The sequence below is a fragment of the Skermania sp. ID1734 genome, assembly GCF_007489285.1.
In the GTDB taxonomy this organism is placed as follows: domain Bacteria; phylum Actinomycetota; class Actinomycetes; order Mycobacteriales; family Mycobacteriaceae; genus ID1734.
In genome coordinates this window covers 83,129-97,330 of the sequence record NZ_VLIY01000009.1, presented here as the reverse complement: position 1 = coordinate 97,330, position 14,202 = coordinate 83,129, and the positions used below count along the sequence as shown (strand labels likewise).

10 protein-coding genes and 2 tRNA genes are annotated in these 14,202 nt (G+C 65.0%); 11 read left to right on the top strand and 1 reads right to left on the bottom strand.

Features of this window, described 5'->3' with window-relative positions; genetic code table 11:
- Positions 1 to 332 precede the first annotated feature (332 nt).
- The 10 genes from dnaN to galE all read left to right on the top strand — a co-directional run bounded on the left by dnaN (position 333) and on the right by galE (position 12,421).
- Positions 333 to 1,517, top strand: coding sequence for a DNA polymerase III subunit beta (dnaN, locus tag FOS14_RS12920; RefSeq protein WP_143771161.1), 1,185 nt, complete (start codon positions 333 to 335; stop codon positions 1,515 to 1,517).
- Positions 1,518 to 1,531: 14 nt separating this feature from the next.
- Entirely contained in the window at positions 1,532 to 2,722 is a 1,191-nt protein-coding gene (gene recF / locus FOS14_RS12915; RefSeq protein ID WP_143771160.1) for a DNA replication/repair protein RecF, read from the top strand.
- Positions 2,710 to 3,243, top strand: a complete 534-nt coding sequence (locus FOS14_RS12910; RefSeq protein ID WP_143771159.1) for a DUF721 family protein — start codon at positions 2,710 to 2,712, stop codon at positions 3,241 to 3,243. Before recF ends, FOS14_RS12910 begins: the two co-directional genes overlap by 13 nt.
- 294 nt (positions 3,244 to 3,537) lie before the next feature.
- Positions 3,538 to 5,592, top strand: a complete 2,055-nt coding sequence (gyrB, locus tag FOS14_RS12905) for a DNA topoisomerase (ATP-hydrolyzing) subunit B (RefSeq protein WP_143771158.1) — start codon at positions 3,538 to 3,540, stop codon at positions 5,590 to 5,592.
- Between the two features lie 64 nt (positions 5,593 to 5,656).
- Positions 5,657 to 9,457 (top strand): intein-containing DNA gyrase subunit A, encoded by a 3,801-nt coding sequence (gene gyrA / locus FOS14_RS12900; protein ID WP_143771156.1) that lies wholly within the window; start codon positions 5,657 to 5,659, stop codon positions 9,455 to 9,457.
- A gap of 200 nt (positions 9,458 to 9,657) precedes the next feature.
- Complete coding sequence (locus FOS14_RS12895; RefSeq protein ID WP_143771154.1) at positions 9,658 to 10,599, top strand: DUF3566 domain-containing protein; 942 nt, start codon at positions 9,658 to 9,660, stop codon at positions 10,597 to 10,599.
- Positions 10,600 to 10,665: 66 nt separating this feature from the next.
- Positions 10,666 to 10,742 (top strand) — tRNA-Ile (locus tag FOS14_RS12890).
- 146 nt (positions 10,743 to 10,888) lie between these two features.
- Positions 10,889 to 10,964 (top strand) — tRNA-Ala (locus FOS14_RS12885).
- Positions 10,965 to 11,065: 101 nt separating this feature from the next.
- Complete coding sequence (locus tag FOS14_RS12880; RefSeq protein WP_143771152.1) at positions 11,066 to 11,407, top strand: hypothetical protein; 342 nt, start codon at positions 11,066 to 11,068, stop codon at positions 11,405 to 11,407.
- Between the two features lie 54 nt (positions 11,408 to 11,461).
- Positions 11,462 to 12,421, top strand: coding sequence for a UDP-glucose 4-epimerase GalE (gene galE / locus FOS14_RS12875; protein ID WP_143771150.1), 960 nt, complete (start codon positions 11,462 to 11,464; stop codon positions 12,419 to 12,421).
- On the opposite strand, the gene FOS14_RS12870 is transcribed toward galE, so the two are convergent.
- On the bottom strand, positions 12,357 to 13,259 hold the full coding sequence (locus tag FOS14_RS12870; RefSeq protein WP_143771149.1) for a DMT family transporter: 903 nt from the start codon (positions 13,257 to 13,259) through the stop codon (positions 12,357 to 12,359). The genes galE and FOS14_RS12870 overlap by 65 nt on opposite strands.
- Before the next feature lie 74 nt (positions 13,260 to 13,333).
- On the opposite strand from FOS14_RS12870, the gene FOS14_RS12865 reads away from it, so the two are divergent.
- A complete protein-coding gene (locus FOS14_RS12865; protein ID WP_143771147.1) occupies positions 13,334 to 14,194 on the top strand; it encodes a DMT family transporter in 861 nt (286 codons plus the stop codon).
- Positions 14,195 to 14,202: the final 8 nt, after the last annotated feature.

Sequence of the window (14,202 nt, the reverse complement as noted above, 5' to 3'; positions counted from 1 at the left end):
ACAGCGCACCGCGGGCGTCCACGAACTGCTTCAGCGTCGATCCCCAGCACGGCACGCGGCGGTACCTGCGGCTTCGGCCGAATTCCACAGAATCCACAACGCCTAATACTGCTTTGATCTTTTCTTCTTGAAGATCTCTTTAAAAGCAGGGCTTGGGGATTACCCGGTCCACAGGCTCCATAAACCTTCGCCGGACCGACAACTTGCCCGAGATCGCAGTAGCCCATTCACTTTCGAAGTCACCGATCGTTGGCATACGGTGTTGTGTCTGCGGGGTGTGCGACACTTCCGTCATAGCGAGCTAGTGACCAATCGAGAGGATTTGCCGGGCGATGGAGCTTGGGAGCATGAAGTTTCGACTCGCTCGAGAAGACTTCGCCGACGCCGTTGCCTGGGTGGCCCGCAGCCTGCCGTCCCGGCCTCCGGTCCCGGTCCTCGGTGGTGTCCTGCTCGCCGCCGACGAGGGCGGGCTGACCGTCTCCGGATTCGACTACGAGGTCTCTGCGCAAGTCCGGGTCGCCGCCGAGGTGGCCGAGACCGGTGAGGTTTTGGTGTCGGGCCGTCTGCTCGCCGACATCACCAAGGCGCTGCCGGCCAAGCCGGTCGATGTGAGCGTGGATGGCACACGGGTCCTGATCACCTGCGGCAGTGCCAAGTTCTCGCTGCCTACCATGCCGGTCGAGGATTACCCGCAGCTTCCAGAGCTGCCGCAGCGCACCGGGTCGCTGCCGCTCGACGACTTTGCGCAGGCTGTCGGCCAGGTCGCGGTCGCGGCCGGCAAGGACGACACGCTGCCGATGCTGACCGGTATCCGGGTGGAGATCGACGGCGAGCGCATGGTCCTCGCGGCCACCGACCGATTCCGGCTCGCGGTGCGCCACGTCGACTGGCAGCCTGCCAAGGTAGACGTGTCCGCGGCCGTACTCATCCCGGCACGGACGCTCTCCGAATCTGCCAAAACCCTTGTCGGCTCGCATGATTCGCCGGTGGAGTTGTCCCTCGGGGCGGGTTCGTCGGTCGGTGCCGACGGCCTGCTCGGCATTGTCAGCCAGGGCCGGCGCACCACCACCCGGCTGCTGGACGCGGAGTTTCCGAAGTTCCGTCAGTTGCTGCCCAAGGAGCACTCGTCGGTGGCCGTCATGGACGTGCAGCCGTTGGTCGAGGCGATCAAGCGGGTGGCGCTTGTGGCCGACCGTGGCGCCCAGGTGCGGTTGCAGTTTTCCGGCGACGGACTGATGCTCTCGGCGGGCGGTGACGACGCCGGACGCGCCGAAGAATTCCTCGAGGCGCAGTTCCAGGGCGAGAACCTCACCATCGCGTTCAACCCGGGCTACCTGGTCGACGGGTTGTCCTCGCTGCACAGCGATCGGGTGGCGTTCGGCTTCACCACACCGAGCCGGCCGGCCGTGCTGCGCCCGGCGCCTGACGAGGAACTTCAGACCGACAGCTCGGGAAACTTCCCGGCGCCCGACAGCGAGTACACCTACCTGCTGATGCCGGTTCGGCTACCGGGTTAAGGCCCGACCCGCACGTGTTCGTCAGAGCGCTGACTCTCGGAAACTTCCGTTCCTGGGAAGGTTTCTCGTCGGACCTGCAAACCGGCTGCACCGTCTTTATCGGGCCCAACGGCAGCGGCAAGACCAATCTCCTCGAGGGACTCGGGTACCTCGCCACATTGGATTCGCACCGGGTCTCGGCCGATGCCGCGCTGATCCGAACCGGGACGACGCGCGCCAACGTCGGTGCTGCCGTGGTCAACAACGGCCGAGAGTTGTCGGTCGAGGTCGAGCTGAACTCCTCGGCGCCAAACCGGGCGCGCGTTAACAAGTCTCCCGTGCGCCGGACCCGGGAAATCCTTGGCATTCTCAAGACCGTGCTGTTCGCGCCGGAGGATCTGGCGCTGGTTCGGGGCGAACCTGCAGAACGTCGCCGGTTTCTCGACGAGCTCCTCACCACGCGGTTGCCGCGGTTGGCCGGGGTCCGCGCGGACTACGACAGGGTGCTGCGCCAGCGCTCCGCGCTGCTGAAAACGGCGGCGCGTGCATCCCGGGCCGACCTCAGCACGTTGGACGTCTGGGACGGACATCTGGCGACTCACGGTTCGGTGCTGCTCGCGCAGCGGTTGCGACTTGTGCACGACCTGGCCCCGCATCTGGCCGCGTCCTACCAATCCATCGCGCCGTCCTCCCGCGAGGCGCATCTGCGGTACCGCTGCAGTCTCGGTGAGTCACTGCCAGCGGAGCTGCTCGACCCGGCCCGGAGCCCGGGTACGGATGATCAGGCTGTTATCGAGGCGGCCTTTCTTTCCGAGTTGGCCGCGGCGCGCCGCAAGGAGCTCGAGCGCGGGGTCTGCCTGGTCGGTCCGCATCGCGACGATCTCGACTTGCGGTTGGGTACCGAAGCGGTGAAAGGCTTTGCCAGTCACGGTGAATCGTGGTCGTTCGCGCTGGCGTTGCGGCTGGCGTCGTTCGCTCTGCTGCGCGAAGATGGGACCGATCCGGTGTTGCTGCTCGACGACGTGTTCGCGGAGCTGGACCGCCCGCGCCGCGCGGCGCTGGCCAAGGCCGCGGGTGCGGCCGAACAGGTGCTGATCACCGCCGCGGTGGCCGAGGACGTCCCCGAGGAACTCGACGCCTGTGAGATCGGCGTGGAGATGGTCGGTGGCGAAGACGGGCGAACGTCGCGCACGGTGGCAATCGAGGCGGAAGGGTGGGAGCAGTGACGGAGGGTGAACCCGAATTGCGGGGTATCGATCTGGCCCGCCGCGCCCTCGAGGAGGCCAGGGCGGCGGCCCGGGCCAACGGCAAGGCCGTGGGTCAGGGCAAGGCGTCGACCGGTCGCCGGCCGCTGCCGCGCCGCCGCGGCTGGTCCGGGGCGCGCCCCGACGACCGTGACCCGCAGCGCCTCGGCGCGCTGGCCGGTGCAATAGCCAAAAACCGTGGCTGGTCGGGGCGGGTGGCCGAAGGCACGGTGCTCGGACGCTGGATTCAAGTGGTGGGCAGCGAGATCGCGGATCACGCCGAAGCCACCGCGTTGCGCGACGGTGTCTTGCACGTCGCGGCGGAGTCGACCGCGTGGGCCACTCAGCTCCGGCTGATGCAGACGCAGATCCTGGCCAAAATCAACGCCGCCGTCGGCAATGGTGTGGTGACCAGCCTGCATATCACCGGGCCGCAGGCGCCGAGCTGGCGCAAGGGTCCGCGGCATGTTCCGGGGCGCGGCCCGCGCGACACCTACGGCTGATTGCGCGCCGAGATCGTCGCTTCGGCAACCCGCGACCCCTTCGCTAGGGTTTCACTCGTTTCTGGTCGAGAAAATCGGCTCACGGGCGCGTCAGGGCAGTGATAGGCGCACTGTGACCCGAATGAACCAGTAAGATGGTCACGTAAATAGCGGCGATCTATTCGGCGCGCGGCTTCGATACCCTTTCCGGCCACTCATCTGCGCAACAGATGGTGCTCGCGTGCGGCCTCGAAGCGCCTGCCCGGACGTCGCATTGCGGTTGCCGGAAGTCGGCACGACAGAGCTAGGAGACTCGTGGCTGCGCAGGGCTCGAAGAACAAGGCGAACGCCGCCAAGGATTACGGTGCTTCGTCCATCACCATCCTCGAGGGACTCGAGGCGGTACGCAAGCGGCCCGGCATGTACATCGGTTCCACCGGTGAGCGAGGACTGCACCACCTGGTGTGGGAAGTCGTCGACAACTCCGTCGACGAAGCCATGGCGGGTTACGCGAGCAGAGTCGACGTGACGTTGCTGGCCGACGGCGGCGTCCAGGTCGTCGATGACGGCCGCGGCATTCCGACCGGAATGCACGCCTCGGGCATCCCGACGGTCGAGGTCGTCATGACCCAACTGCACGCCGGCGGCAAGTTCGATTCGGAGGCCTACGCCGTTTCCGGTGGCCTGCACGGCGTCGGTATTTCGGTCGTGAACGCGCTGTCCACGAAGCTCGAGGTGGAAATCGACCACGCCGGGTATCACTGGACGCAGCAGTACATCGATGCGAAGCCCGGCGAACTGATCAAGGGCGCCCCGACGCGCAAGACCGGCACCACCGTGCGATTCTGGGCGGACCCGGACGTGTTCGAAACCACCGACTACAACTTCGAGACTGTGTCACGGCGCCTGCAGGAAATGGCGTTCTTGAACAAGGGCCTGACCATCACCTTCACCGACGAGCGAGTCTCGGACGCGGAGGTCACCGACGAGGTGGTCAGTGAACATGCCGAGGCCCCGAAGTCGCACGCCGACGTCGAAGCGGACGGCGCGGCTGGCGAAGGCAAGAAGCACAAGGTCAAGTCGCGCGTGTACCACTACCCGGGCGGCCTCGAGGACTTCGTTCGGCATATCAACCGGACCAAGCAGCCGCTGCACAACTCGGTCGTCGGCTTCACCGGTAAGGGCCCGGGCCACGAACTCGAAGTCGCGATGCAGTGGAACAACGGCTACTCCGAGTCCGTACACACCTTCGCCAACACCATCAACACCCACGAGGGTGGTACCCACGAGGAGGGCTTCCGCGCCGCGTTGACCTCGGTGGTGAAGAAGTACGCCAAGGACAAGAAGCTGGTCAAGGAGAAGGACGCCGAACTCACCGGTGACGACATCCGCGAGGGTCTCGCCGCGATCATCAGCGTGAAGGTCGGCGAGCCCCAGTTCGAGGGCCAGACGAAGACCAAGCTGGGCAACACCGAGGTCAAGTCGTTCGTGCAGAAAACGTGCAACGAGCACCTCGCGCACTGGTTCGAGTCTAATCCGGCCGATGCGAAAGTCATTGTGAACAAGGCGGTTTCGTCGGCGCAGGCACGCACGGCCGCCCGCAAAGCGCGGGAGTTGGTGCGGCGCAAGAGCGCCACCGATCTCGGTGGCCTGCCGGGCAAGCTGGCCGACTGCCGCTCCAACGATCCGGGCAAGTCCGAGATCTACATCGTGGAGGGCGACTCGGCCGGTGGTTCGGCCAAGTCCGGTCGCGACTCGATGTATCAGGCGATCCTGCCGATTCGCGGCAAGATCATCAACGTCGAAAAGGCCCGCATCGACCGGGTACTCAAGAACAACGAGGTCCAGTCGATCATCACGGCGTTCGGCACCGGCATCCACGACGAGTTCGACATCGCCAAGCTGCGCTACCACAAGATCGTGCTGATGGCCGACGCTGACGTTGACGGCCAACACATTTCGACGCTGTTGCTGACCTTGCTGTTCCGGTTCATGCGTCCGTTGATCGAGCACGGCCACGTCTACCTGGCACAGCCGCCGCTGTACAAGTTGAAGTGGCAGAAGGGCGCCGAGCCTGAGTTCGCGTATTCCGACCGCGAACGCGACGGTCTGCTCGAGGCCGGTCTTGCGGCGGGCAAGAAGATCAACAAGGACGATGGCGTGCAGCGCTACAAGGGTCTGGGCGAGATGAATGCCAAGGAATTGTGGGAAACCACAATGGATCCCACCGTGCGGGTGTTGCGTCAGGTGACGCTCGATGACGCCGCGGCCGCGGACGAACTCTTCAGCATTCTCATGGGCGAGGACGTGGAAGCCCGCCGCAGTTTCATCACTCGCAACGCCAAAGACGTTCGCTTCCTCGACGTCTAGCCGTGCGTGAATTTTCACCGCGGGACGTGAAGAAACGCGCACAAGCGACTTAAGGAGCCACTAGATGACCGACACCACGTTGCCGCCGGACGGTGGTCCCGGCGACCGCATCGAACCGGTCGACATTCAGCACGAAATGCAAAGCAGCTACATCGATTACGCGATGAGCGTGATCGTCGGCCGGGCGCTGCCGGAGGTGCGCGACGGTCTCAAGCCGGTGCACCGCCGAATCCTCTACGCGATGTACGACAACGGCTATCGACCCGACCGCGGCTATGTGAAAGCGGCTCGCCCCGTTGCCGAAACGATGGGTAACTATCACCCGCACGGTGACGTCGCGATCTACGACGCGCTGGTCCGGCTGGCCCAGCCGTGGTCGCTTCGGTACCCACTCGTCGACGGGCAGGGCAACTTCGGCTCGCGCGGTAACGACGGGGCTGCCGCGATGCGGTACTGCGTCACCGGAGACACCCGGGTTCGGTTGCCCCTGGGCGAGTCCGTGCGAATCGCCGACATTGTGCGCAACGCCGCGCCCAACAGCGACAACGAAATCGACCTCAAGGTTGTCGACCGCCACGGTGACCCGGTCCGAGCAGAGATGTTGTTCCACTCAGGAACTCACCAGACGTGGAATGTCCGCACCCGAGAGGGCTATTCGATCTCGGGCACGAGCAACCACCCAGTGCTCTGCCTCGTGGACGTCGCCGGTGTCCCCACCTTGCTGTGGAAGCTCATTTCCGAGATTCGGCCCGGTGACCACGTAGCGCTGCAGCGCGTGCCTGCCGATGAACTCGGCGTTCCGGATTGGTCGGAGGCCGCAACGGCTCTGCTGCTCGGTGCGTTTGTCAGCGAAGGCTTCGTTTCGAAGGAACGCGCCGGCTTCAACAACCTCGATCGCGAGTTCTTCAATATGGTTGTCGCTGCTTATGACACGGTCGTCGGCGGCGCCCGCTACGTCTCGCATCGAACCATCGCCTCTGGCTCATACATTCATGAACTCGACATTCATAACCTCAGCGCGCTAAGGGAATCACCGCTCGCGGATTTGCTCGGACAACGCAGTGCGGAGAAATCCGTTCCGGACCGGATCTGGCGGTCCTCGACAGCCATCAAACGCATTTTCCTGCAGGCGCTGTTCGAGGGTGATGGCTCGTGCTCGGCACTGCCGCGCAACACGATTCAAATTTCCTACTCGACGCGTAGTGAACAACTTGCCGCTGATGTGCAGCAGCTGCTGCTGGACTTCGGCATCATCGCCAAGCGGTACCGGCATGCCACGGGCGAGGTGAAAGTCGCGATCACGAATCGTCGGGACGCGGTCCTTTTCCTCGACCGAGTGGGGTTTGGCGGGGCCAAGCAAGAGAAGTTGAGAAAGATCGTCGCGGCATCCGAGGCCGCGAGTCCGGTTGCGAGTTCACGATCAATGAGCACGGACTTCGTTCCCGGGCTGGCTGCATTCTTGCGCAGGCACGGCGCTACCGCCCGAGCAGACCGGGAATGGTTGGCCAAACACAACATCGATCGCATCGAGCGCTGGATGCATCGCCGGGACGAAATCCTGCAGCACATCACCGAACCCGACGCGCGCGCGATTGCCACCGAACTAACCGATGGTCGCTTTTATTACGCGGCCGTCGAGTCGATCGAGGACAGCGGACAACAACCGGTCTACAGCCTGCGAGTGGATACGGCTGACCATGCCTTCGTGACAAATGGCTTCATCAGCCATAACACCGAATGCCGGCTCACCCCGCTGGCGATGGAGATGTTGCGCGAAATCGACCACGAGACGGTCGATTTCATTCCGAACTACGACGGACGTTCGCAAGAACCGACGGTGCTGCCGAGCCGGGTGCCCAACCTGCTCATCAATGGCAGCGGCGGCATCGCCGTCGGCATGGCGACCAACATTCCGCCGCACAACCTCAACGAGGTTGCCGAGGCCATCTACTGGTCGCTCGACAACCACGAGGCGGATGAGGAGCAGACCCTCGCCGCGTGTATGCAGCGAGTCAAGGGGCCGGACTTCCCCACGCACGGCTTGATCGTCGGCAGTCAGGGCATCCACGACGCGTACACGACGGGCCGTGGCTCGATCAAGATGCGCGGTGTGGTGGAGATCGAGGAGGACGCCAAGGGGCGCACCACGATCGTTATCAAAGAGCTTCCCTACCAGGTCAATCCGGACAACCTGATCGCCTCGATCGCGGAGCAGGTGCGCGACGGCAAGATCGCCGGGATCTCCGATATTCACGACGAATCATCGGACCGGGTAGGCATGCGGATCGTGGTGACCGTTAAGCGCGATGCGGTCGCGAAGGTGGTGCTGAACAACCTCTACAAGCACACCCAGCTGCAGACCAGCTTCGGCGCGAACATGCTCTCGATCGTCGACGGAGTGCCGCGCACGTTGCGGCTCGACCAGATGATCCGGTTCTACATCACCCACCAGCTCGACGTGATCGTGCGCCGGACCCGCTATCTGCTGCGCAAGGCGGAGGAGCGCGCGCACATCTTGCGCGGTCTGGTCAAGGCGCTCGACGCGCTCGACGAGGTCATCGCGTTGATTCGCCGCTCGGCGAACACCGAGACGGCCCGCACCGGCTTGATGGAACTGCTCGACATCGACGAGATCCAGGCCACCGCGATCCTCGACATGCAGCTGCGACGCCTGTCGGCGTTGGAGCGGCAGAAGATCATCGACGAACTCGCCGAGATCGAGGCGAAGATCGCCGACCTCAAGGACATTCTCGCCAAGCCCGAGCGGCAGCGCGCGATCGTCCGTGACGAACTGAAGGAAATTGTCGACAAGTACGGCGACGAGCGGCGCACCCGGATCGTCGCGGCGGACGGCGACGTAAGCGACGAGGACCTGATAGCCCGCGAGGACGTCGTGGTCACCATCACCGAAACCGGCTACGCCAAGCGCACCAAGACCGATCTGTACCGGTCCCAGAAGCGTGGCGGCAAGGGTGTGCAGGGCGCGGGGCTGAAGCAGGACGACATCGTCAAGCACTTCTTCATCAGCTCCACCCACGACTGGATCCTGTTCTTCACCACCAAGGGCCGGGTCTATCGCGCCAAGGCGTACGAACTGCCCGAGGCCAACCGCACCGCCCGCGGCCAGCACGTGGCCAACCTGCTGGCGTTCCAGCCGGACGAGCGAATCGCGCAGATCATTCAGATCAAGACCTACGACGACGCGCCGTACCTGGTGCTGGCCACGCGCAACGGCCTGGTCAAGAAGTCCAGGCTGAGCGATTTCGACTCCAACCGCAGCGGCGGGATCGTGGCCGTGAACTTGCGCGACAACGACGAGTTGGTCGGCGCGGTGCTGTGCTCGTCGGACGAGGATCTGCTGCTGGTATCGGCGAAGGGTCAGTCGATCCGGTTCTCGGCCAACGACGAGGTGCTGCGGCCGATGGGCCGGGCGACGTCCGGTGTGCAGGGCATGCGGTTCAACGAAGAAGATGAGCTGCTATCGCTGAACGTCGTGCGTGACGGCACCTATTTGCTGGTAGCAACCTCCGGCGGCTACGCCAAGCAGACGGCGATCGAGGAATACACCGCACAAGGTCGGGGTGGCAAGGGCGTGCTGACCATTCAGTACGACCGACGGCGTGGCACCCTAGTAGGGGCGCTTATCGTGGACGACGATGACGAGCTGTACGCGATCACCTCGGGCGGCGGAGTGATTCGCACTGCCGCCCGTCAGGTGCGTAAGGCCGGCCGACAGACCAAGGGGGTGCGTTTGATGAACCTCGGTGAGGGTGACACCCTGTTGGCTATCGCGCGCAACGCCGACGAGCCCGATGACGTCAACGGTAGTGGCGGCGCTTCACCTGCAGCGAAGGGGACCAAGTGACGACTCCGGACCAGCCGACGCCACCGCGCAGCCCAGAACCTGGCGGTGAGCGGCCCGTAAACCAGTCGTCGGCTCAGTCGCAGCCGTCCACTGACAGGGTGCAGTCCCGGCCGATCCCGCCGCGGCCGCTGCCTCGAACCGGCCCGGGACCGCAGCGGCCCGGGGAACCGGCGACAGGTCCGCGTCCGCAGGGACCGTCGATGTTCGAGCCAGCGCGTCCGGCGTCGCAGGACCGTGGGCCGCAGGGCGCTCCGAAACAGCCTCCCGCGCAGCCGGATGTGAAGACTCCTGGTGGCACGCCGCCGCCAGCGGCACCCCCGACCCGGCCGCAGCACCCCCCGGCCAACTCGCACCGGCTGCCGCGGATCTCCGAGACTGGCCCGCGCCCGGCCGCGGGTGCGACAACGGAGCCGCCCACCGCCGGCCAGCCCGCTGCGCAGAACGGCCAGCCGAAGCCGCCGCAACCGGGTCAGCAGTCCGGCCCCCAGCGCGAACCGCAGTCCAACCTGCATCGACCGGGACAGCCGCCGGTCGCCGGCAAGCCGGTCGCGTCCGGTCCGGCGCCGCAGTCGGCGGGCCAGGATCAGAAGACCGTTCGCCAGCAGGCCGCGAAGGCCAAGGCGGCCGTGATCGACGGTCCGACCCGATCGATCGCGCGACCGGAGCTCACCAAGGACATGCCGGACCTGTCCGAGGTGCGCCATCCGCTGCCCAAGGCGCAGCCGGGTTCACCGACATCGACGCGGACTGCCGCCATTGCGGCGCCGCAGACGGTTGCCGCAGGTGAGCCGCTGCGCGCCACGATTCAGGTGCGCCGGATCGATCCGTGGTCCACGCTCAAGGTCTCGTTCGTGATCTCGGTGGCGTTGTTCTTCGTCTGGATGGTGGCCGTCGGCCTGCTGTACGTGGTGCTCGATGGAATGGGCGTGTGGGACCGACTCAACAACGCCTTCACCGACATCGTCTCGGAATCGTCGTCCGGTGGGCTGATCAGTGCCGGTCAGGTCTTCGGATATGCCACCGTGATCGGCCTGATCAACGTGGTGCTTTTCACGGCGTTGGCGACCATCGGTTCGTTCATCTACAACCAGTGTTCAGACCTGGTTGGCGGCATAGAGGTGACGCTGGCGGACCGGGATTAGCGGTTTTGGCATACCGGGCCGGGTGCGGTAATCTCGTCCCTCGGTCCGGGTTGCCGGAACACGTAAGGGCCTATAGCTCAGGCGGTTAGAGCGCTTCGCTGATAACGAAGAGGTCGGAGGTTCAAGTCCTCCTAGGCCCACCACCGAGGGAAACGTAGGGTAATCACCATGAAATCCGTTTTGTTCCTCGGTACCGTCGTGGCGCTCGTGGCGGGACTTGTGAAGCTGCTTACGCAGCGCAACAGCGACGACGTATGGCATGAGGTGACCAACGCCGAGTGACCAACTCGGGGCCGTAGCTCAATTGGCAGAGCACTGCCTTTGCAAGGCAGGGGTTAGGGGTTCGATTCCCCTCGGCTCCACCATTTCGTCAAGTTTGCTTACTTTGCGCTGAGCGCCTTTTTCGACTGCTACTTCGCGCGTAAAATTGTCTTGGACCTGCAGTTTTGAAAGGACGAACAAGACAATGCGTACGTTTGCTCGCGCCGGTATTGCCGGTGTTGCCGCGATTTCGATGATCGGTCTGGGGGCCGGTTTCGCCAATGCCGCGCCGACCGTGGTCGGTGGGTCGACGGCTGGATCGGTCACGATGAGCACCGACTCCGCTGGCGGAAACTGGACCTGCGCGGTGGCCGGCATGGCCGCCACGGGCGGATTGCTGCTCAACATAGCGAGCACGGGCCAGACGGTGGCGAACCTTGCGCCCGGCAGTGCCGTGGGAGCAGCGTGTGTCAACGTGCAGTCGATGGGCCTGCAGTTCACGTCTGGGACGGCGGCGAGCGCGACCACCACCGCAACAACCGGGTAGCGGCGACACCGGTTTGCTTGCATGAGTTGCCGCCGGTAGGGCTATATCGATGTCATGACCTGGTTGGTGACCGGCGGCGCCGGCTACATCGGGGCCCATGTCGTGCGGGCGATGGCCGATGCCGGGATGCCGGTCGTGGTCCTCGATGATCTCTCCACCGGCGTCGCGGAGCGGGTCAAGGGCGCAGCGCTGACCGTCGGAAGCGTCGACGACAAGGATCTGGTCCGCGAGACGCTCCGCAGTCACCACGTCGACGGCGTCATGCATCTCGCCGGGAAAAAGCAGGTCGGCGAATCGGTCACCCATCCGCTGCTGTACTACCAGGAGAACCTGGACGGCCTGATCGTCCTGCTGGAATGCTGCCGCGACGCCGGCGTGCAGCAGTTCGTCTTCTCCAGCAGCGCGGCCGTGTACGGGCCCTCGGACGCGGATCTGATCGGTGAAGATGCGCCGTGTCGGCCACTCTCGCCGTATGGCGAAACAAAGTTGTTGTGTGAGTGGCTGATTCACGACTGCTGCGTGGCCTGGGGGTTGCGCGCGATGAGTCTGCGCTATTTCAACGTCGCCGGATCGGCGACCGCGGCGCTGGGCGACCGCAACGCCTCCAACCTGATCCCGCTGGTGTTCGATGCGTTGTGCCGCGGCGAGCAACCGAAGGTCTTCGGGCAGGACTATCCGACTGTCGACGGCACCGGCGTCCGCGACTACGTGCATGTCGCCGACGTAGCCGACGCGCATCTCGCCGCAGCCCGCGCCCTGACCCGCGGTGCGGACAATGCGGTCTACAACGTGGGCCGCGGCGCGGGCTACAGCGTGCTCGAGGTGATGCGCATGGTCGGCAAGGTGACCGGGCTGGAAGTGACCCCGCAGATTGTGCAGCGCCGGGCCGGTGACACCGCGCGGGCGGTAGCGGCGGTGGATCGAATCCGAACGGAACTCGGCGTCGTGGCTAGCCGGGATTTGGCTGAGATCGTTGAGAGCGCGTGGGCGAGTTGGCAGTTTCTGACTCGCTGAGTTGCGGAGACCGTGACAACCGCAGAATTCCCCAGCCGAGCAGCGCGGCGGAGGCGACCGCGACGACAAGTAGTGGACCCTGCCGGACGTCTTCGTCGAAGACGACGACTCCCCACAACACCGAGACGATCGGGTCCGCGATGGTAAAGCCGGGCTGGGCCGCGACCAGCGGACCTGCGTTGAGCGCCGATTGCAACAGGAACATCGCTCCGCAGCCGGACACGACCATCGCATAGGTCTGCCAGGTGGTAAAGACCGCGGCGAAGCCGCGCTGATCGAGTACGTCGGTCATGGCCTTGATGAACGCCGCGGTGAGGCCGAATGCGGTGCCGGTCGCGATCCCGAGCAACGCCGCCGACGGCAACTGCCCCACCCGTCGGTGCTGGGCCAACGCCACCAGGACTGCGATCACAGCGAGCGTGGCACCGACCGCCGGCAGCCACAGGTCCCACGACACGTGGTTGCTCGTCCCACCGCTCGGCGCCAGGAAGTAGAGCATGCCGGCCAAGCCGAGGGTCATCGCCCCGGTGGCGATCCATTCACGTCGGTGCATCGGCTGGCCGAACGCCAGACCGCCGAGGAAGAGCGTCAGCGGCAACTCGACGATGAGGATTGGCTCGACAATGGCCAGCGGTCCCGCACTCAACGCGGCGGCCTGTAGCAAAAATCCGGCAATGATCCCGCAGATACCGAAGAACCACCGCGGATCATGGAGCAAATCCAGAATGAGCCGCGGTCGCAGGTTGTGCGACGACGGCAGGTCTTTGTTCGCGGCACGTTGTGCAACCGAGCTCAATGCATTCGCGCACGCAGCTAGCAACGCAAATACGTAGACCACAGTTCTCCTCGGATCGGTGTGAATACCGCGATCGTCACCACAACTATCGCGGATGCACAACTAGATTGGGCTGAGTGGTGTACCTGCTCGGCCTCGCTGCCGCGGCGTTTCTTGCTGTCGGATTCGTGTTGCAGCAGCATGCGGCCGAGGAGGAACCTGCGGCGCTGCGGTTGCATCCCGGCCTGTTGCTCGATTTGGCGCGCCGTCCGCGGTGGTTGCTCGGCATTGCGAGCATGGTCGTCGGCCAGGTGCTCAGCGCGGTCGCGCTCGACCAGGGTGCCCTCGCCCTCGTGGAACCCTTGCTGGCGGCGAACCTGCTCTTCGCCTTGCCGTTGACGGCGCTCTATCACCGAATACGAGTACCCCCGGCAGACCTCGTTGGCGCAGCAATTTTGATTGTCGGACTCGGCGTATTTGTCGCGGCGAGTCAGCCGGAGGGCGGATCGACGCGATCGCCGGGCGTCTTGGCCTGGAGTTTGGCGTTTGCGGCGCTCGCGGCCGTCCTGGCGGTGCTGCTCATCCTGCAGCGACGCGCCAACACCGAGATGGCTGCCGGGCTCCTCGCCACCGGCGCGGGCTTGCTCTTCGGGATGCAGGACACCCTGACGCAGGGACTGGACAACCTGGTGGACCGCGGATTGCTGCACGCCGTGACGAACTGGATGCCCTACGCATTGGTTGCGCTTGCAATCCTCGGCCTGCTGCTGGCCCAAAGCGCCTTCAACGAGGCGTCCCTGTCGTCGTCACTGCCCCCGATCACGGCCACCGAGCCCGTCGTCGGCATTGCGCTGGCCCTGGCGCTGTACGGGGAGGGCATTCGGACGACCCCGCTTGCCATCACAGGGGAGGTGCTCGGCCTGGTGGCGATTGTCGTGGGGATCGTTGTCGTCGGCCGGTCCCCGATTGTCACGGGCGAGCACCCGGAGTGCCGTTAGTTCGCTAC